The organism is Streptomyces sp. NPDC017943 (genome assembly GCF_044328425.1).
GTDB classification, from domain to species: Bacteria; Actinomycetota; Actinomycetes; order Streptomycetales; family Streptomycetaceae; genus Streptomyces; species Streptomyces djakartensis_A.
On the sequence record NZ_JBIRHH010000005.1, the window covers coordinates 566,275 to 584,158 of the forward strand.

Below are 17,884 nucleotides of genomic sequence, written 5' to 3' on the forward strand. Positions count from 1 at the left end.
TCCGCCCGAAACTCGGCAACCGGAAGGCAGGTCAGCCCCTCTTGCCCGCCGGCTCCAGGATCGCCACGCACTCCACGTGATGCGTCATCGGGAACAGGTCGAACGCCCGCAGCGTGCGCACCCGGTAGCCGCCCTCGCCGAAGTACGCCAGGTCCCGCGCCAGCGCCGCCGGGTCGCACGCCACGTAGGCGATCCTGCGGGCGCCCAGCGCCGACAGGTGCTGGACCGTCTTGCGGCCCGCGCCGGCCCGCGGCGGGTCGAGGACGATCAGGTCGACCTCCGAGATCCCCGTGCGCGGCAGGACCGACTCGACCTTGCCCTGCTCGATGCGCACCCGCTCGAAGTCGGCCAGGTTGTGCCGCGCGTCCTCCACCGCGCGCTTGCCGGACTCGATGCCCAGCACCGCGCCCTGGTCGCCGACCCGGTCGGCGAGCGCGCCGGCGAAGAGGCCGACGCCGCAGTAGAGGTCGAGGGCCATGTCGCCCTTGCGCGGCAGCAGGCCCTGCATGACCGCCGTCACGAGGGTGTCGGCCGCCTTCGGGTGGACCTGCCAGAATCCGCCGTTGCCCACGCGGTGCGTCCGGCCGTCCGCACGCTCGCGGACGAAGGGACGGCCGTGCACCCGGTGGACGCCGCCCGAGCGCTCGTCGACGCGCAGGACGGAGACCGGGCGGTCGAGCTCGACCAGCGGCAGCCGCGCGCCCGGCTTCGGCGTGAGGATCACCTGGCGGTCCTGGGAGCCCGTCGCGGCGATCGCCTCGACGGAGTCCATGCCCGTCCAGACCCGCTTCTCGATGCCCAGCTCGCTGACACCCTCCGCGGCGATCATGCAGTGGTCGATCGGCTCCACCTCGTGGGAGCGGTGCCGGCGCAGGCCCGCCCGGCCGTCGGCGGTGACGGCGTACTGGACGCGGGTGCGCCACGCCGGGACCTGGCCGGCCGGCACCTTGTCGCCCTCGGCGGGCAGCACCGTGCCGTCCCAGCCGGCCTCCTCGGGGGTGAGCCCGGCCAGGTGCTTCAGCTGCTCGGCGACGACGTCGGCCTTCAGGCGGCGCTGCGCGCCGGGCTTGGCGTGCTGCCAGTCGCAGCCGCCGCAGCGGCCGGGCCCGGCGAAGGGGCAGGGCTCGTCGATGCGGTCCTTGGAGGCGTCCAGCACCCGCACGGCGTCGGCGCGCAGGAAGCGCGCGCCCTGCTCGCCCTCCGTCACCCGGGCCACGACCCGCTCGCCGGGCAGCGCGTGCCGGACGAACAGCACCTGCCCCTCGGAGGTGCGGGCGATGCAGTGACCGCCGTGGGCGACGGGGCCGACCTCGACCTCGTACTCCTCCCCCACCAGCGACTTCCTCGGTTCTGCCTGCATGGCGGGGTGACTCCATAACGCGTGAGGGGGACGGGCCGCACGGAAGCGGCCGGACGACAGCCCACCAGTCTACGTGGCTGCCGCCCGCCGCTTCACACGAGCCGTCGGCTCACGGCTTGTGCTCGGTGGTCTCCTTCGACCGCACCTGGGCGGGGCCCCGGCGCACCGAGCCGGGCGCGTTCCAGTTCTGCTGCCTGCGGGCGCGCCGCTTGGCCGCCTCGGAGGACTGCAGCTGGTAGGGCACCGAGGTGACCATGATCCCCGGCGTGAACAGCAGCCGGCCCTTCAGCCGCAGGGCGCTCTGGTTGTGCAGCAGGTGCTCGTACCAGTGGCCCACGACGTACTCGGGGATGATCACGGACACCGCGTCGCGCGGGGACTCCTTGCGCAGGCTCTTGACGTACTCGATGACCGGCCGTGTGATCTCGCGGTAGGGCGAGTCCAGGACCTTCAGGGGCACGTCGATGCCGCGCCGGTTCCACTCCTCCTGGAGGGCCTTGGTCTCGGCCGGGTCGACGTTGACGCTCAGGGCCTCCAGGCTGTCCGAGCGCATCAGCTTGGCGTAGGCCAGGGCGCGCAACGTCGGGCGGTGGATCTTGGAGATCAGTACGACCGAGTGGACGCGGGAGGGCCGGACGCTGTCGTCGCTCGGGCCCTCGGGGGCCGCGATCTCGGCGGCGACCCGGTCGTAGTGCTTGCGGATGGCCGTCATCGTCGCGTAGAAGATCACCATGCCGAGCAGGGCGACCCAGGCGCCGTGGGTGAACTTGGTGAGCAGGACGACGACGAGCACGAGGCCGGTGAAGAAGGCGCCGAAGGTGTTGATCGCGCGCGAGCGGATCATGTGGCGGCGCTTGGCCTGGTCCTTCTCGGTGGCCAGGTGCCGGTTCCAGTGCCGGACCATGCCGATCTGGCTGAGCGTGAAGGACACGAACACGCCGACGATGTACAGCTGGATCAGGCGCGTGGAGTCCGCCCCGTAGATGCCCACCAGGAGTCCGGCGGCACCGGCGAGGAGCACGATGCCGTTGGAGAAGGCCAGGCGGTCGCCGCGGGTGTGCAGCTGGCGCGGCAGGTAACGGTCCTGGGCGAGGATCGAGCCGAGCAGCGGGAAGCCGTTGTAGGCGGTGTTGGCCGCGAGGAACAGCACCAGCGCGGTGGCGGCGGCCAGGACGACGAACAGGAAGCTGCCCTTGCCGAAGACGGCCTCGGCGACCTGGGAGATCACCGGGTTCTGCACGTAGTCGGGGCCGAGCGGGACACCGTTGTGGACGAGGTCCTTGGCCGGGTTCTCGGCCATGCGCACGTCGGTCGCCGCGGCCAGCGCGATGATGCCGCAGAACATGGTGACGGCCAGCAGGCCCATCATGGCGAGGGTGGTCGCGGCGTTCCTGGACTTGGGCTTGCGGAAGGCGGGGACGCCGTTGGAGATGGCCTCCACGCCGGTGAGCGCGGCGCAGCCGGAGGAGAAGGCCCGCAGCAGCAGGAAGACCAGGGCGAACCCCGCGAGGCCTCCGTGCTCGGGCTTGATGACGTAGTCCGCGGTCGGCGCCCGCATCGTGTCGTCCAGGACCAGCCCGCGGAAGGCGCCCCAGGCGATCATCGTGAAGACGCCGAAGACGAAGACGTAGGTCGGGATCGCGAACAGCGAGCCCGACTCCTTCACGCCGCGCAGGTTCATCAGCGTCAGCAGCACGATCACGCCGATCGCGCACAGCACCTTGTGCTCGACGACGAACGGGATCGCCGAGCCGAGGTTCTCGATGCCGGAGGAGATCGACACGGCGACGGTGAGGACGTAGTCGACGAGCAGCGCGCTGGCGACGGTCAGGCCGGCCTTGGGGCCGAGGTTGGTGGTCGCCACCTCGTAGTCGCCGCCGCCGCTGGGGTAGGCATGCACGTTCTGCCGGTACGAGGCCACCACGGTGAACATCAGCACGACGACCGCGACGGCGATCCAGGGGCTGAAGTGGTACGCCGTGACGCCCGCGATCGACAGGACCAGCAGGACCTCGCCGGGCGCGTACGCCACGGAGGACAGCGGGTCGGAGGCGAAGACGGGGAGTGCGATGCGCTTCGGCAGGAGCGTTTCCCCGAGCCGGTCACTGCGCAGGGCGCGCCCGATCAGGAGCCGTTTGGGCACGTCGGTCAGTTTGGACACAACAGAGGATCGTAAGCGTTCGATTGCGGGGGTGCCCACCCGCCACCCCCCATCGGCGTTCCCTCTGCTCTCCGAGTGAAATCAGAGGCTGGTGCGGCTGGGGATTACGCAGGTCACCCGCTTCCCATGCCTATATGACTAGGCCCCGTCCACGCCCGGCCGCCCCGCCCCCGGAGGTCCCATGCACCCGACCGCAGAACTGATCGGCGCAGCGGCCACACTGCTCGTCCTCGGAATCCTCACGGTGGCGAGCGTGCGGAGCATCAGCCGGCGCAAGAACGGCTCGCCGGACATGCGCGGCGGTGGCATGCCGTGACCCGGGGTCTCAGCGGCCCCGCAGCCGTTCCTGTTCGGCCACCCCGGCCCGCAGTTCCGTGAGACCGATGCTGTCCGCGCGGGTCGCCGGGACCGTGCACGCGTAGGCGCCCGCCACGGTGCCGTGCAGGGCGCAGCGGCGCGGCGGTTCGCCGTTCAGCCAGGCGTGCAGGAACGCGGCCGCGAAGGCGTCGCCCGCGCCGTTGGAGTCGACGACGGGGGCCGGAGGCCGGGCGGCGGGCACGTGGGCCGGCTCCCCGTCGGCCAGGAGGTACGCCCCGTCGGCCCCGGCGGTGGCGACGACGACGCGGGCCCGTCCCCGTTCGGCGATCGAGCGCATGGTGCGCTGCGGGTCGTCCAGTGCCGCGGCGGACAGGAAGACCAGGTCGGCCTGGTGGGCGAAGGTCTCGTGGTAGGGGTCGGCGCCGTTCCAGTCGTGCAGGTCGGTGGAGATCGTGACGCCCGTCTCGCGCAGGAGGGGCAGCGCGTGGGCGCACGGCTGGGCGATGACGACGTGGGCGTGCCGGGCGGACGCGGCCAGGTCGCGCACCAGGGTCTCGGGCAGCCGGTCGGAGTCGGCGGAGCGCGTGGCGTCGTACAGGGACGTCCGGCGGCCGTCGGGACCGACGAGGTTGACGGCGCGCTTGGTGCCGAGCGGCTGGTGGACGGCGGTGAGCGGGACGGCCCGGTCGCGGTGCAGTGCGCGGACCAGGTCGCCCTCGGGGTCGTCGCCGAGCAGGTCGAGGTGGTGCGTGCGCAGGCCCAGCGCGCTGGTCGCGAGGGCGACGAAGTCCCCGCTCTGTCCGGCCCGGGTGACGATGCCCGGGCGGATCATGTGGCTGTCCGCGAAGGGCACGGGCAGTTCGGGCACGTGGACGATGGTGTCCACGCCCGCTCCGCCCAGCACCAGTACGTCGATCTCGTGGTCCATGAGGGCCCTCTCCCCGGTCCCGGGGTCCGCCGGAGCCCTCGCGGGCCCGTCGGCAACCCCCCGCGCTTTGCCGATACGTTGGAGCCGGACGGTCGGACGGTCGAACACCGCACCGGCCCCGGAGGGCATCATGGCGTGATTCCACCGGCATGATGTTGCCTGGCGGCCCGCACGCAGGCCGCGACGTGATGCCTGGCGAGCCGAAAGAGAGACATGAGCACGACATTCATGAAGGTCAGAGGGCCTGCAGGAAGCACGGTGTGACGCGATGCATATTGTCATCATGGGTTGCGGAAGGGTGGGTTCCGCTCTGGCCCAGAACCTCGAGCAACAGGGGCACACGGTCGCCGTGGTCGACCAGGACCCCACCGCCTTCCGCCGGCTGGGCTCGGGCTTCGGCGGCCGCCGCGTCACCGGCGTCGGCTTCGACCAGGACACCCTGCGCGAGGCGGGCATCGAGGAGGCCGGTGCCTTCGCCGCCGTCTCCAGCGGTGACAACTCCAACATCATCGCCGCGCGCGTGGCCCGTGAGATGTTCGGCATCGAGAACGTGGCCGCCCGCATCTACGACCCCCGCCGCGCCGAGGTCTACCAGCGCCTGGGCATCCCCACCGTCGCGACGGTCCGCTGGACGGCCGACCAGATGCTGCGCCGGCTGCTGCCCTCCGGGGCCGAGCCGCTGTGGCGCGACCCCACCGGCGGGGTCCAGCTCGCCGAGGTGCACACCTCCACGGCCTGGGTCGGGCACAAGATCAGCCGCATCCAGGAGGAGACCGGTGTGCGCGTGGCGTTCCTGACCCGGCTCGGCGAGGCGGTCCTGCCCAGCTCGCAGACCGTGCTGCAGGAGGGTGACCTGGTGCACGTGATGATGCGCACCGACGAGGTCGACAAGGTCGAGGCGGCGTTCGCCAAGGGTCCCGACGAGGAGGGCGGTCACTGATGAGGGTCGCCATTGCCGGAGCCGGCGCGGTCGGCCGTTCGATCGCGGGCGAACTGCTGGAGAACGGCCACGAGGTCCTGCTCATCGACAAGGCGCCGACCGCCATCTCGGTCGAGCGCGTCCCCCAGGCGGAGTGGCTGCTCGCCGACGCCTGTGAGATCACGTCCCTGGACGAGGCCGCGCTCCAGCGCTGCAACGTGGTCATCGCCGCGACCGGCGACGACAAGGTCAACCTGGTCGTGTCCCTGCTGGCCAAGACCGAGTACGGCGTCCCGCGCGTCGTCGCCCGGGTGAACAACCCCAAGAACGAGTGGCTGTTCAACGAGTCGTGGGGCGTGGACGTCGCCGTCTCCACCCCGCGTCTGATGTCGGCCCTGGTCGAGGAGGCGGTGAGCGTCGGCGACCTGGTCCGTCTGCTCCGCTTCAGCCACGGTGACGCCAACCTGGTGGAACTGACCCTGCCGGAGGAGTCGGCCCTGGCCGGCACGCAGGTCGGCGACGTCCAGTGGCCCGAGGACACGTCCCTGGTGACGATCATCCGCGGCACCCGCGTCCTGACCCCCACCCGGGAGGACTCCCTGGAGGCGGGCGACGAGCTCCTCTTCGTCGCGGCCCAGGCCCGCGAGGAGCAGCTGGAGGACCTGCTGTCGGTGCGCCGGGACAGCGCGGCGGGCTGACACCCGCCCGGTGGACCTGACGAAGGAGGGGCGCCCCCGGCCGGGGGCGCCCCTCCTTCGTCAGGTCCGGGGGCTCACTGCTCGGCGGACCGGGCGGCGGCCTGCCGCTCCCGCTCCTCGGCGGCCTTCTCCTCGGCCTCCATCTCGGCGAACACGTCGATCGGCGCCGGCGCCTTGGCCAGGAAGACCCAGGTCAGCCACACGGCGAGCAGGAAGGGCGGGATCTTCAGGGCGACCAGGACCCAGCCCAGCTGCGTGGTGTCGGCCCACCAGTACAGCGGGAAGAGGATCGCGCACTTGGCGAGCAGGATCGCGCCCCAGGCGTAACTGGCCTTCGCGTACGCCTTCTTGCGGCCGGGGTTGCGCGTGCGCCAGGACAGGTTCTCCTTGAAGACCGGTCCCAGGATCAGCCCGATCAGCGGCACCCCGCACAGGGTCGTGACGATGTAGGCCAGCCCCAGACCCAGCGTGTACAGCATGCCGGGCAGGTAGAAGTCCTTGGCGTTGCCGGTCATCATCGCGAAGACGACACCGAAGGCCACGCCGAAGACACCGCTGAAGGCGTGCTTGACGGTGTCCTTCATCACCAGGCGGACCGCGACCAGCACCACCGACACCGCGAGCGCCGCGATCGCGGACAGGTGCAGGTCCTTGTTGATCGTGTAGATGGTGACGAACAGCAGGCCGGGCAGCACCGTCTCGACCATGCCCCGCACGCCGCCGAAGGCCTCGAACAGGGCGGCCTCGGTCACCGCCCGGGCGTCGTGCGCGGCGTTCTCTTCGGTCGGCTTGTCGAGCGACGTCACCGGCTACTCCCGTCCGAGGGGTCTCAGTTCGTACTTGGGGTTGAACAGCACCCGGCGGCCCCGGCTCATCGAGATCCGGCCCGACGCGATCAGCTTGCGCCCCGGCTCTATCCCCACGATGGAGCGCCTGCCGAGCCACACCACGTCCAGGGCGGCCGTGCCGTCGAACAGCTCGGCCTCCAGCGCCGGGACTCCGGCCCGCGGCCGCAGGGTGACCGTGCGCAAGGTACCAGTAACCGTGACTATCTCGCGGTCCTGGCAGTCTCCGATCCGGATGCAGCCGGTGGTCTCGGTGTCCTCCCGCAGCTCCTCCGACTCCAGGTCCTCCTGCGACGAGGAGAGCCGGTCGAGCATGCGCCGGAACCGGCCCGCCGGCTTCTCGGAACGAGGAACAGCACTCATATCTGAAGCGTACCGGGGCCCGCCGCCAACTCCGTACCCGTGTGGTGAGGCCCCTATTTCTCGAACCGGTACCCCATCCCGGGCTCCGTGATGAAGTGCTTCGGGTGGGAGGGGTCGGCCTCCAGTTTGCGGCGCAGCTGCGCCATGTACACGCGCAGGTAGTTGGTCTCCGTCCCGTACGACGGCCCCCACACCTCCTGCAGCAGCTGCTTCTGCCCGACCAGGCGGCCGCCGTTGCGCACGAGGACCTCCAGCAGGTGCCACTCCGTGGGCGTCAGCCGTACGTCCCTGCCCGCGCGGTTGACCTTCTTCGCGGCCAGGTCGACGGTGAACTCGCCGGTGTCCACGAGCACGTCGGCCTCCCCGTCGCGGCCGGGCTCGGCCCGGCGCACGGCGGCCCGCAGCCGGGCCAGCAGCTCGTCCATCCCGAACGGCTTGGTGACGTAGTCGTCGGCGCCCGCGTCCAGCGCCTGCACCTTCTCGTCGGAGGAGTGCCGGGCGGACAGCACCAGGATCGGCACCCGGGTCCAGCCGCGCAGCCCCCGGATCACGTCGACGCCGTCCATGTCCGGCAGCCCGAGGTCCAGGACGACCACGTCGGGGTGGCGTGCGGCCGCGAGCCGGAGGGCGGTGGCACCGTCGTGGGCCGCGTCGACCTCGTAGCTGCGTGCCTTCAGGTTGATCACGAGTGCGCGCACGATCTGCGGCTCGTCGTCGACCACCAGGACGCGGGTCATGAGGCCTGCCTTTCGGAGTCTGCCGCGGGGCCCCGCCAGGGGCCGTCCGCGAGAAGCGGTGAGGGGCGGGAGCGCGCCGCGCGGAGGGTGAGGACCATGGTCAGTCCGCCGCCGGGGGTGTCCTCGGCGCTCAGCGTGCCGCCCATGGCCTCGGCGAAGCCGCGCGCCACCGCCAGGCCGAGTCCCACGCCGGCCCCGCGCGGGGCGTCGCCGTAGCGCTGGAAGGGCTCGAAGATGCGGTCCTTGGCCGCGTCGGGCACACCCGGCCCCCGGTCGACGACCCGCACCTCGACCCGGTCGGCGAGCGCGCTGGCGGCGACCAGCACGGGCGTGCCGGGCGGGGCGTACTTGACCGCGTTCTCGACGAGGTTGGCCACCGCCCGTTCCAGCAGTCCGGGGTCGACGGCGACCATGGGCAGCGTCTCGGGGACGTCCAGCACGGCGCTGCCCTCGGGCACGCCGCCCAGCGCCACCGGCACCACCTCGTCCAGGTCGATCTCGCGGATGAGCGGGGTGACGGTGCCGGTCTGGAGGCGGGACATGTCGAGCAGGTTGCCCACGAGGTGGTCGAGGCGGTCGGCGCCCTCCTCGATGCCCTCCAGCAGCTCCGCGCGGTCCTCCTCGGACCAGTCGACGTCCTCCGAGCGCAGCGAGGTCACGGCGGCCTTGATCCCGGCGAGCGGGGTGCGCAGATCGTGGCTGACCGCGGCGAGCAGGGCCGTGCGGATGCGGTTCCCCTCGGCCAGCGTGCGGGCCCGGTCGGCCTCCTCCTGGAGCCGGCTGCGGTCCAGGACCACGGCGGCCTGGGCGGCGAAGGCCGCCAGCACCCTGCGGTCCTCGGCGGGCAGGACGCGCCCGGTGAGGGCCAGGGCCATGTGCTCCCCGACCGGCACGTCCACGTCAGCCTGGTCGGGCCGTCCGACGGGGCGCCCGCGGCCGACGCGTGCGGCGCAGGTCCAGGGCTCGATGTCACCGGCCCGTTCCAGCAGGGCCGCGGAGTCCATGCCGAAGGTCTCCCGGACCCGTTCCAGCAGTTCCTCCAGGCCGGTCTCGCCGCGCAGCACGTTGCCCGCGAGGAACGACAGGATCTCGGACTCCGCCCGCAGCCGGGCCGCCTGATGGGTGCGGCGGGCTGCGAGGTCGACCACGGAGGCGACCGCCGCCCCGACCGCCACGAAGATCACGATGGCGACGATGTTCTTCGGGTCGGAGATGGTCCACCGGTGCAGGGGCGGTGTGTAGAAGTAGTTGAGCAGCAGGGAGCCCACGGCCGCCGAGGCGAGTGCGGGGAGCAGGCCGCCGAGCAGGGCCGCCGCCACGGTCAGCGCCAGGAACAGCAGCATGTCGTTGGCGAGGCCGAGGTCGACGGCGCTGAGCAGGGCCGCCAGGAGCGGCGGCCCGGCGACGCCGACGAGCCAGCCCCACATCCGCCGGGACCGCCCGAGGCGCGCCCCCCGGGCGACCGGGAGCCCGCGGCCCTTGGCGATCTCGCCGTGGGTGACGATGTGCACGTCCAGGTCGGGTCCGGATTCGCGGGCGACGGTCGCCCCGACACCGGGCCCGAAGACGTACTGCCAGGCCTTGCGGCGTGAGGAGCCGAGCACGATCTGGGTGGCGTTCACCCCGCGGGCGAAGGCGAGCAGCGCGGCCGGTATGTCGTCGCCGACGACGTGGTGGAACGTTCCGCCCAGGTCTTCGGCCAGGGTCCGCTGCAGCGCCAGTTCCTTCGGCGAGGCGGAGGTCAGCCCGTCGCTGCGGGCTATGTAGACGGCGAGCACCTCGCCGCCGGCCCCCTTCTCGGCCAGCCGCGCGGCCCGGCGGATCAGGGTCCGGCCCTCGGGGCCGCCCGTCAGGCCGACCACGATCCGCTCGCGCGAGCCCCAGATCCGCGACACCCCCTGCTCGCTGCGGTACCGCGTCAGGTGGGCGTCCACCCGGTCGGCCACCCACAGCAGCGCCAGCTCGCGCAGCGCGGTGAGGTTGCCGGGCCGGAAGTAGTTGGACAGGGCGGCGTCGACCTTGTCGGGCCGGTAGATGTTGCCGTGCGCCATCCGGCGCCGCAGCGCCTCCGGCGACATGTCGACCAGCTCGATCTGGTCGGCCCGGCGGACCACCTCGTCCGGCACGGTCTCCTGCTGCCGCACCCCGGTGATCGACTCGACGACGTCGCCGAGGGACTCCAGATGCTGGATGTTGACGGTCGACACGACGTCGATCCCGGCGGCGAGGAGTTCCTCCACGTCCTGCCAGCGCTTGGCGTGGCGGGAGCCGGGGACGTTGGTGTGGGCGAGTTCGTCCACCAGGGCGACGCCGGGGCGGCGGGCGAGGACCGCGTCGAGGTCCATCTCGGGGAAGAGCCCGCCCCGGTGCTCCAGCTCCCGGCGAGGCACCTGCTCCAGCCCGTGGAGCAGGGCCTCGGTGCGGGGGCGGTCGTGGTGCTCGACGAAGGCGACCACGCAGTCGGTGCCCCGCTCCACCCGGCGGTGCGCCTCGGAGAGCATCGCGTACGTCTTGCCGACGCCCGGTGCCGCACCGAGGTGGATACGGAGCTTGCCGCGTGCCATGGCCTCATTGTCTTCCGGTCTGCTGCTTTCGCAGCGTCGACCCTACGGCCACCGGGGGCCCCGCGGCGGTGCCGGGCACGTCGTCGGTGCCGTCCTTGACGGAACCCTGACGCGCCCGGCCGGTCAGCGGCTCACCCGGGGTTGTCGCCGTGGGTGAGCGTCTCCCAGGCGACGAAGAGGTTGTTGGAGCCGGCGGGGCGGTTGCGCAGGGTCAGCGTCTCGGTGTTCGTCATGGCGTTCCCGAGGCGGTTGGCGAGGGCGTTGTGCCCGACCTCCGTGACCGGCCCGAGCCCCGGTTTGAGGGAACCACCGCACAGCCAGCTCGGGACGGCGGTGCCGAGTTCGTACTTGGCGTGGAAGCCCAGGCCGTGCCGCAGCCGTTCGCCCACGTCCGTGCCGTAGAGGTCCTGGCCCTGGATGCGGCTGGTCTCGGCGATGTGCGAGATCGCCGAGAGTCCGTAGCCGGTGTGGGTGAAGTCGCGGCAGGTCTCCTGGCTGAGTCCGTTGACGAAGGTGGACTGGCCCTGCCAGTACTTGACGACCTTGTCCCGGGTGTCGAGGTTCTGGCTCGGCACGGTCCTGGGCAGGGCCCCGTCGGACTCCAGGTACACATAGGCGGCCGTACGGGTGCGGAACTTCGCCATGGCCTTGTCGTAGGACGTCCTGTCCTCCAGGAAGACGGAGATGCCGACGGCCGCCTCCATCATCGACAGTTCCCAGTTCCCGTTGGAGTTCGAGCCGTTGATGATCTCGGGCAGGTAGACGGTGCGCAGCATGGTGGCGAAGCGTCCGGAGTTCGCCCAGCCGCCGGAGTAGGTGTGCTTGATGATCTCGGCGGCCCTGGGCCAGGAGGAGCCGGCCCAGCCGGTCTGGAGCGGTGCGTTGCTGTTGGTGTGGTCGCGGATCACCGCCGACCACGCGTCCATCAGCTCGATCGCCTTGCGGGCGTGCCGCTCGTCGCGGGTGATGTACCAGGCCAGGGCCTGGGTGTAGGCGGCGATCGCGTCCTCGCGCTCGTCGGTGCAGCCGTAGTTGGGGTTGGAGTAGGAGCCGCACTCCACGACCGCCCTGGGCTTGGGCGCGCGGTTCAGGTCGGCGTACTTGCTCGCCATCATCCGGTCGAAGGCGCCCTTCCAGGGCTGGGCGCCGGCAGTGACCTGGGAGCGGGCGAAGTCCAGCTGGCCCTTGGAGACGGTGACGCCGGGGTGGGCGAAGGCGGCGGGGGCGGTGGGAGCGGCAGGGGCGGCGGGTGCGGCACCGGCGGGCCAGGCGAGGGCCCCGGCGACGAGGGCGGCCGAGGCGGCGAGGAGAGCGGTTCTGCGCATGTGTGGGGGGCCTTCCGTTCTCGTATGTGAACGTGAAGCGCCTTTATGAACGGGCGCGTTGGTCGGAGACGGTAGGTACAGACCAATGTGCCGTCAAGGTTCCGCGCACGAGAAAGGGCCGCACCCCCTCCGGGATGCGGCCCTGCCGTTGCGTGGGGTCAGCGGACCTCGGTGATCTCCGGTCCACGCTGGAGCTGTCCCATTCCGCCGGCGAAACGGGAGCCCTCCTCCTGCTGCACGCCCTCGGGCACCATCTGCGCGTCGTTCGGCAGCTTGAGGACGATGGGGTCGCGCGGCGCCATCGGGCCCTCGCCGCGCACGACGACGGTGTCCCGGAAGATCTGCTCCAGCAGCCCGGCGGCCTGCGGCTGCACCGCACCCTGACCCGAGATCACCCCGCGCAGGAACCAGCGGGGGCCGTCCACACCGACGAACCGCACGACCTGGAAGCCGCCGGTGCCGTCGGGCAGCTGCACCGGTACCTGCGCGCGCAGCTCCCAGCCCAGCGGACCCTCGACCTCGTCGATGATGCCGCCCTGCTGGGTGATGCCGGTGCCGATCTCCTCGCGCACCTCGCCCCAGATGCCCTCGCGCTTGGGCGCGGCGAAGGCCTGCAGCTGGATGGCGCTGTCGCGCAGGACGACCGTCGCGGCGACGATCGCGTCCCCGGCGACCTCGACCCTGAGTTCCATGCCGTCGACGCCCGGCACGAACAGACCGCCCAGGTCGACGCGGCCCTCTGCCGGGTCGCGGACCTCGGAACTGTCCCAGGGCCCGTCGGGGCGGGGCGCCGGCTCGAGCCTCAGGCGCTCGCCCTTGTCGTCCGCCTCGGTGTCGACACCGTCGACGACCTGCTCGGCCTCGCCGGCCGCGTCCTCGGCGGCATCCCTCTTCTTGCGACGTCCGAACACGTCACTGTCCTTCCCGGTCGGATACGACCGAAGCGTATCGATTCCCACCCGTCCGACCGCCCACGGCGGCCTGACCGCTTGTGCCGCTCGTCCCGTCCACCGCGGCATGGCCTCCGGTGGAGCCGAAGCCCCCCTCGGCGCGCACGGAGCCGGGAAGCTCCGCCACCTCACGGAAGCGGACCCTCTCGACCTGCTGGACGACCAGTTGGGCGATCCGGTCGAAGCGCTCGAACCGCACGGCCTCGCGCGGGTCGAGATTCACCACGATCACCTTGATCTCCCCACGGTACCCGGCATCAACCGTCCCCGGGGCATTCACCAGGGCGACGCCGCAGCGAGCGGCCAGACCGGATCGCGGGTGCACGAAGGCCGCGTACCCCTCCGGCAGTGCCACAGACACTCCCGTGGGCAGCACCGCCCGCTCGCCCGGGGCCAGTTCGCAGGACTCGGTGGTCCGCAGATCGGTCCCCGCGTCCCCGGGGTGCGCGTACGACGGGAGCGGTACGTCGGGGTCGACGCGCCGGATCAGCAGCTCCACCGGGTCGCGGCTCACGGGTTCACCTCGAAGGCGCGGGCGCGCCGGACCTGGTCCGGGTCGCTCATGGCGGCCCGGATCTCCTCGGGGCGGCCGTGGTCGACGAAGTGGTCGACCTTGACCTCGACGAAGAGCGCGTCCGCCCGCACGGCCATGGGCCCGTCGGGGCCGCCGACGTGTCCCGTCGCGGTCGAGTAGATCTTCCGGCCGGCCACCGCCGTGACCTCGGCCCGCAGGTGCAGCGTGGTGCCGACGGGCACGGGCCGCACGAAGTCGGTCTCCAGCCGTCCGGTCACGGCGATCGTGCGCAGCAGCCAGTTCAGCGAGCCGAGGGTCTCGTCGAGGGCGCTGGTGAGCACCCCGCCGTGCGCCAGTCCGGGAGCGCCCTGGTGGGCGGGCTGCACGGTGAACTCGGCGGTGAGAGACACGCCTTCGCCGGCCCGGGCCTCCAGGTGCAGTCCGTGCGGCTGCTCGCCGCCACAGCCGAAGCACTGGCCGTAGTGCGCGCCGAGGAGCTCACCGGGCGCCGGGGCGTCCGGGTGCCGCACCGGGGGCACGGCGTCGGCCGGGGGCTGAAGAGCTGCGGAAGTACGACTCACAGCCGCAGACCTTACCCGCGCGTCGGCCCGCCGCGGACACCGTGCCAAGCTTGGCTCCATGCAGCTCTCCGCCGCCCCGTACGAAGAACGCCTGACCGCCCCGCGGACCTGGTGGCTGATCTCGTTCCTCGTGGGCGTCTCCCTGGCCCTGGTCCTGCTCCCCTTCGGGACGCTGCCGATGCTCGGCGGGCTGGCCGGGGGCACCGCGGTCGCCGCCGTCGCCGCCAGCTCGTACGGCTCGGTGCGCATCCGGGTCGTGGGAGATCACCTGATCGCGGGCGAGGCGAGGATCCCGGTGGCGGCCCTGGGCGAGGCGGAGGTGCTGGACGCCGAGGAGGCGCGTGCCTGGCGCACGTACAAGGCCGATCCGCGCGCCTTCATGCTGCTGCGCGCCTACATCCCGACGGCGCTGCGCGTAGAGGTCACGGACCCGCAGGACCCCACTCCCTACCTGTACCTGTCCACGCGCGAGCCGGAACGCCTGGCGGCGGCGCTCACGGCGGCGAAGGCGGCGTAGCACACCCGCGCGGGCCGTCACCGGGCCGGAGGACGGGTCGGGCCGCGGACGCACCGGGCCCCGGCCCGGGCAGCGGGCAGGCCGGCCGGGCTTCCGGGTGGAACGGCGATCGAATCGAAGTGGGTCTCCCGCGGCCGGGACGGCGGGTCAGCTCTCGGCGCGGGGCGGGCCGTCCGCCGAGCCGTCCTCCCCGTGGCCACCGGGCCGCCGCGCACGGCGGTTCAGCGGGTCGTGCTCGATCTCGCCCATCTCCAGGGCGTCGGCGGGGCGCTCGAGGGCGGGGAGGGCCTCCAGGGCCTCCCAGGGCACCTGCGTCCTGCGCAGGTCGGCACGGATCCGGCCGGCGAGCTTCCTGGTCTCGCTGCGGTTCATCGCGGCACCCACGGCGGCGCCCACCAGGAAGGGCATCAGGTTCGGCATGTTGCGGACCATCCGCTTCATGATCCGCTGCCGCAGCTCACGCTTCATGCGGCTGTTCAGCGCCGTGCTGACGGTCGACGGCTTCGTCGCGTCGATGCCGCGCTCGCCCGACCACGAGTGGAGGTAGGCGGTGCTGCGCTGTGTGAGGTTGCCGGCCGGCCGCGCGCCGTACACCTCGTGCAGTTCCGCGATCAGTTTCAGCTCGATCGCCGCGACGCCGGTGACCTCGGCGGCCAGTTCCGCCGGCATCGCCATGGGCACGGGCAGCATGGCCGCTGCGCCGATGCCGGCGCCGACCGTCGCCGTCGCCCTGGTGGCCCCCGCCACCAGCTTGTCGGCGAGCTCCTCCGGCCCGAGACCGGGGAACTGTCTGCGCAGGGTCGCCAGGTCCCGCACGGGGACCCGGGGGGCCATCTCGATGATCCGGTCGGCGAGGTAGGACATTCCTGCCCGGGCCCGGTCGCCGCCCTTGCGGGCGCCTGCCCGGGCCCGCTGCCGGATCGCCCCCGCCCGCCGCCGGGCGACGGGCACGGGGACGTCCACGGACGCCGGGAGGTCACCCCGGTCCGCCGCAGGTTCGAGCGAGGCCGCCCCCGTGCCGGTGGCGCCTCGCTCGTCGTCACGCGCGTCGTACCGCGGGCCGCTCTCCGTCGGCCCTTCGTCCGCCCTCCGCTTGGAGAAGCGGCGCTTCCAGGGAGGGGTCGAGCCAGTCACGGCCGACCCGCCCTCAGTCGCAGTCGCGGCAGATCGGCTGACCGTTCTTCTCCCGGGCCAGCTGGCTGCGGTGGTGCACCAGGAAGCAGCTCATGCAGGTGAACTCGTCCTGCTGCTTCGGGAGGACCCGGACGGCCAGTTCCTCGTTCGAAAGATCGGCGCCGGGCAGTTCGAGGCCTTCCGCGGCCTCGAACTCGTCGACGTCCACGGCGGAGGCCGACTTGTCGTTCCTCCGAGCCTTCAGCTCTTCGAGACTGTCCGAGTCGACGTCGTCGTCGGTCTTGCGTGGAGTGTCGTAATCGGTTGCCATGGTCGCTCTCCCCCTCTGGGTGTCTGCGGTGTCTCCAGCGCACGTAACGCGTGAGAGGCCGGACTTGTGCCCGACCTGAGGCGGAGATTTTGCCTCACATCAAGGTCTGTTACTCAATCGACACCCAACCGGACCCCTCACGAGTGATCGGCTTGGATGGCGATGGGGACCGTACACGGTCCGAATGCCGCACTACAAAGGCGTCTCACCGTGTACTTCCCGTGATCAGGACCCCCGAAAACCGGGATTTTCCCGGCTTTCCGACAGGACTCATGATCACGGAGAGTAGATGGCCGGAATGTCGCCCCTGTGATCGATCACACACGGGACACGCGGGGCGATGGGGTGGAAATTCCGCTTAAAGCGAACAACTCCGTGTGTCGCCGAGTTGATCGGCGCCATGATCTCAGACGGGAAGCGTCACCCGCATCACGAGCCCACCTCCCTCACGCGGCTGGGCGTAGATGTGCCCGCCGTGCGCCCGGGCCACCGACCGGACGATGGACAGGCCCAGTCCGACGCCCTTGTCGCTGCCGGTGCGCTCGGTGCGCAGCCGCCGGAACGGCTCGAAGAGGTTGTCGATCTCGTACGCCGGCACCACCGGGCCCGTGTTGGACACGACCAGGACCGCCTGGCCGTGCTGGACGTCCGTGGTGACCTCCACCCAGCCGTCCTCGGGCACGTTGTAGCGCACGGCGTTCTGCAGCAGGTTCAGCGCGATGCGCTCCAGCAGGACGCCGTTGCCCTGGACGACCGCGGGCTTCTGCTCCCCGCGGATGCGCACGCCCTTGCTCTCGGCCTCGCCGTGCACCTGGTCGATGGCCTGTCCGGCGACCTCGGCGAGGTCGACCGGACCGCGCTCGACGATCTGGTTGTCGCTGCGGGCGAGCAGCAGCAGCCCCTCCACGAGCTGCTCGCTGCGCTCGTTGGTGGCCAGCAGCGTCTTGCCGAGCTGCTGGAGCTCCACGGGGGCGCCCGGATCGGACAGGTGCACCTCCAGGAGCGTGCGGTTGATCGCCAGCGGCGTCCTCAGCTCGTGCGAGGCGTTGCCGACGAAGCGCTGCTGGGCGGTGAACGCGCGCTGGAGGCGCGCCAGCATGTCGTCGAATGTGTCCGCCAGCTCCTTCAGCTCGTCGTCCGGGCCGTCCAGCTCGATCCGGCGCGAGAGGTCCGAGCCCGCCACCGCGCGGGCGGTGCGGGTGATCCGGCCCAGCGGCGACAGCACCCGCCCGGCCATGGCGTAGCCGAAGGCGAAGGCGATGACCGCCAGGCCCAGCAGTGCCAGCAGCGAGCGGCTGAGCAGGTTGTCGAGCGCGGCCTGGCGCTGGTCGTCGATGCACCTGCTGATCGCGGCGTTGAACTCGGACAGTGTGGGGCTGGCGGAGTTCACGGCGGGGCAGTTCTCACTGGCCACCTTGATCTCCGTGCCGCCGACGATCTTGAACAGCGGTTCGTTGCCGGTGTTCAGCGCCTGCGCGGCCAGCAGGTAGATGATCGACAGCAGCAGGATGCCGGCGATCAGGAACATGCCGCCGTACAGGAGCGTGAGCCGTATGCGGATGGTCGGGCGCAGCCAGGGGAAGGGCGGTACGGGCCGCCTGGGGTCCCAGGTGGGCTTCGGGGGCGCCTGCGGGGGTGCGGGGGTCGCTGCCACGGGGGA

18 protein-coding genes are annotated in these 17,884 nt (G+C 71.9%); 4 read left to right on the plus strand and 14 right to left on the minus strand.

What is annotated here, in order from left to right; all coding sequences use genetic code 11:
* Positions 1 to 31: 31 nt before the first annotated feature.
* Both ACH4C6_RS19450 and ACH4C6_RS19455 read right to left on the minus strand, forming a co-directional pair.
* Positions 32 to 1,360, minus strand: coding sequence for a class I SAM-dependent RNA methyltransferase (locus ACH4C6_RS19450; protein ID WP_398109811.1), 1,329 nt, complete (start codon positions 1,358 to 1,360; stop codon positions 32 to 34).
* A gap of 109 nt (positions 1,361 to 1,469) precedes the next feature.
* Positions 1,470 to 3,521 carry an APC family permease gene (locus tag ACH4C6_RS19455; protein WP_398109812.1) on the minus strand — a complete coding sequence of 684 codons (2,052 nt, stop codon included), beginning with the start codon at positions 3,519 to 3,521 and terminating at the stop codon, positions 1,470 to 1,472.
* A 181-nt stretch (positions 3,522 to 3,702) separates the two neighbouring features.
* Between ACH4C6_RS19455 and ACH4C6_RS19460 the strand changes: the two genes are divergently transcribed.
* Positions 3,703 to 3,837: a hypothetical protein gene (locus ACH4C6_RS19460; RefSeq protein WP_398109946.1), complete on the plus strand. Its 135-nt coding sequence runs from the start codon at positions 3,703 to 3,705 to the stop codon at positions 3,835 to 3,837.
* 9 nt (positions 3,838 to 3,846) lie between these two features.
* Here the strand turns inward: ACH4C6_RS19460 and ACH4C6_RS19465 are convergent, their stop codons facing one another.
* Positions 3,847 to 4,767: an adenosine kinase gene (locus tag ACH4C6_RS19465; protein WP_398109813.1), complete on the minus strand. Its 921-nt coding sequence runs from the start codon at positions 4,765 to 4,767 to the stop codon at positions 3,847 to 3,849.
* Between the two features lie 268 nt (positions 4,768 to 5,035).
* Here ACH4C6_RS19465 and ACH4C6_RS19470 point away from each other — a divergent pair, with 268 nt between their 5' ends.
* Both ACH4C6_RS19470 and ACH4C6_RS19475 read left to right on the plus strand, forming a co-directional pair.
* Positions 5,036 to 5,707, plus strand: a complete 672-nt coding sequence (locus ACH4C6_RS19470; RefSeq protein WP_398109815.1) for a potassium channel family protein — start codon at positions 5,036 to 5,038, stop codon at positions 5,705 to 5,707.
* Positions 5,707 to 6,384: a potassium channel family protein gene (locus ACH4C6_RS19475; RefSeq protein ID WP_398109816.1), complete on the plus strand. Its 678-nt coding sequence runs from the start codon at positions 5,707 to 5,709 to the stop codon at positions 6,382 to 6,384. Before ACH4C6_RS19470 ends, ACH4C6_RS19475 begins: the two co-directional genes overlap by 1 nt.
* A 74-nt stretch (positions 6,385 to 6,458) precedes the next feature.
* Here ACH4C6_RS19475 and ACH4C6_RS19480 read toward each other — a convergent pair whose 3' ends face one another.
* The 8 genes from ACH4C6_RS19480 to ACH4C6_RS19515 all read right to left on the minus strand — a co-directional run bounded on the left by ACH4C6_RS19480 (position 6,459) and on the right by ACH4C6_RS19515 (position 14,263).
* Positions 6,459 to 7,190, minus strand: coding sequence for a DUF3159 domain-containing protein (locus ACH4C6_RS19480; RefSeq protein ID WP_398109817.1), 732 nt, complete (start codon positions 7,188 to 7,190; stop codon positions 6,459 to 6,461).
* A gap of 3 nt (positions 7,191 to 7,193) precedes the next feature.
* Positions 7,194 to 7,592, minus strand: coding sequence for an OB-fold nucleic acid binding domain-containing protein (locus ACH4C6_RS19485; protein ID WP_398109818.1), 399 nt, complete (start codon positions 7,590 to 7,592; stop codon positions 7,194 to 7,196).
* A gap of 53 nt (positions 7,593 to 7,645) precedes the next feature.
* Complete coding sequence (locus tag ACH4C6_RS19490; protein WP_398109819.1) at positions 7,646 to 8,329, minus strand: response regulator; 684 nt, start codon at positions 8,327 to 8,329, stop codon at positions 7,646 to 7,648.
* On the minus strand, positions 8,326 to 10,893 hold the full coding sequence (locus tag ACH4C6_RS19495; RefSeq protein WP_398109820.1) for an ATP-binding protein: 2,568 nt from the start codon (positions 10,891 to 10,893) through the stop codon (positions 8,326 to 8,328). Before ACH4C6_RS19495 ends, ACH4C6_RS19490 begins: the two co-directional genes overlap by 4 nt.
* Before the next feature lie 131 nt (positions 10,894 to 11,024).
* Positions 11,025 to 12,218, minus strand: a complete 1,194-nt coding sequence (locus ACH4C6_RS19500; RefSeq protein WP_398109821.1) for an alginate lyase family protein — start codon at positions 12,216 to 12,218, stop codon at positions 11,025 to 11,027.
* Positions 12,219 to 12,376: 158 nt separating this feature from the next.
* Positions 12,377 to 13,129 carry a DUF3710 domain-containing protein gene (locus ACH4C6_RS19505; RefSeq protein WP_398109822.1) on the minus strand — a complete coding sequence of 251 codons (753 nt, stop codon included), beginning with the start codon at positions 13,127 to 13,129 and terminating at the stop codon, positions 12,377 to 12,379.
* Between the two features lies 1 nt (position 13,130).
* Positions 13,131 to 13,682 carry a dUTP diphosphatase gene (gene dut, locus ACH4C6_RS19510; RefSeq protein WP_398109823.1) on the minus strand — a complete coding sequence of 184 codons (552 nt, stop codon included), beginning with the start codon at positions 13,680 to 13,682 and terminating at the stop codon, positions 13,131 to 13,133.
* On the minus strand, positions 13,679 to 14,263 hold the full coding sequence (locus ACH4C6_RS19515; protein WP_398109824.1) for a PaaI family thioesterase: 585 nt from the start codon (positions 14,261 to 14,263) through the stop codon (positions 13,679 to 13,681). The genes dut and ACH4C6_RS19515 overlap by 4 nt, the downstream gene beginning before the upstream one ends.
* Positions 14,264 to 14,321: 58 nt before the next feature.
* On the opposite strand from ACH4C6_RS19515, the gene ACH4C6_RS19520 reads away from it, so the two are divergent.
* Positions 14,322 to 14,780: a DUF3093 domain-containing protein gene (locus tag ACH4C6_RS19520; protein ID WP_398109825.1), complete on the plus strand. Its 459-nt coding sequence runs from the start codon at positions 14,322 to 14,324 to the stop codon at positions 14,778 to 14,780.
* A 147-nt stretch (positions 14,781 to 14,927) separates the two neighbouring features.
* Here the strand turns inward: ACH4C6_RS19520 and ACH4C6_RS19525 are convergent, their stop codons facing one another.
* The 3 genes from ACH4C6_RS19525 to ACH4C6_RS19535 form a co-directional block, all read right to left on the minus strand.
* Positions 14,928 to 15,914, minus strand: coding sequence for a hypothetical protein (locus ACH4C6_RS19525; RefSeq protein WP_398109826.1), 987 nt, complete (start codon positions 15,912 to 15,914; stop codon positions 14,928 to 14,930).
* A 13-nt stretch (positions 15,915 to 15,927) separates the two neighbouring features.
* A complete protein-coding gene (locus tag ACH4C6_RS19530; RefSeq protein WP_003993510.1) occupies positions 15,928 to 16,224 on the minus strand; it encodes a DUF4193 domain-containing protein in 297 nt (98 codons plus the stop codon).
* A gap of 406 nt (positions 16,225 to 16,630) precedes the next feature.
* Positions 16,631 to 17,878 (minus strand): sensor histidine kinase, encoded by a 1,248-nt coding sequence (locus tag ACH4C6_RS19535; RefSeq protein WP_398109827.1) that lies wholly within the window; start codon positions 17,876 to 17,878, stop codon positions 16,631 to 16,633.
* Between the last annotated feature and the right edge of the window lie 6 nt (positions 17,879 to 17,884).

What these genes read in the sequence shown, in the direction of transcription:
- ACH4C6_RS19530 (WP_003993510.1), bottom strand. Translation starts at nt 16,224, where the DNA reads ATGGCAACCGATTACGACACTCCACGCAAGACCGACGACGACGTCGAC.
- ACH4C6_RS19465 (WP_398109813.1), bottom strand. Translation starts at nt 4,767, where the DNA reads ATGGACCACGAGATCGACGTACTGGTGCTGGGCGGAGCGGGCGTGGAC.
- ACH4C6_RS19470 (WP_398109815.1), top strand. Translation starts at nt 5,036, where the DNA reads ATGCATATTGTCATCATGGGTTGCGGAAGGGTGGGTTCCGCTCTGGCC.
- ACH4C6_RS19450 (WP_398109811.1), bottom strand. Translation starts at nt 1,360, where the DNA reads ATGCAGGCAGAACCGAGGAAGTCGCTGGTGGGGGAGGAGTACGAGGTC.
- ACH4C6_RS19500 (WP_398109821.1), bottom strand. Translation starts at nt 12,218, where the DNA reads ATGCGCAGAACCGCTCTCCTCGCCGCCTCGGCCGCCCTCGTCGCCGGG.
- ACH4C6_RS19485 (WP_398109818.1), bottom strand. Translation starts at nt 7,592, where the DNA reads ATGAGTGCTGTTCCTCGTTCCGAGAAGCCGGCGGGCCGGTTCCGGCGC.
- ACH4C6_RS19475 (WP_398109816.1), top strand. Translation starts at nt 5,707, where the DNA reads ATGAGGGTCGCCATTGCCGGAGCCGGCGCGGTCGGCCGTTCGATCGCG.
- ACH4C6_RS19490 (WP_398109819.1), bottom strand. Translation starts at nt 8,329, where the DNA reads ATGACCCGCGTCCTGGTGGTCGACGACGAGCCGCAGATCGTGCGCGCA.
- ACH4C6_RS19495 (WP_398109820.1), bottom strand. Translation starts at nt 10,893, where the DNA reads ATGGCACGCGGCAAGCTCCGTATCCACCTCGGTGCGGCACCGGGCGTC.
- ACH4C6_RS19460 (WP_398109946.1), top strand. Translation starts at nt 3,703, where the DNA reads ATGCACCCGACCGCAGAACTGATCGGCGCAGCGGCCACACTGCTCGTC.
- ACH4C6_RS19520 (WP_398109825.1), top strand. Translation starts at nt 14,322, where the DNA reads ATGCAGCTCTCCGCCGCCCCGTACGAAGAACGCCTGACCGCCCCGCGG.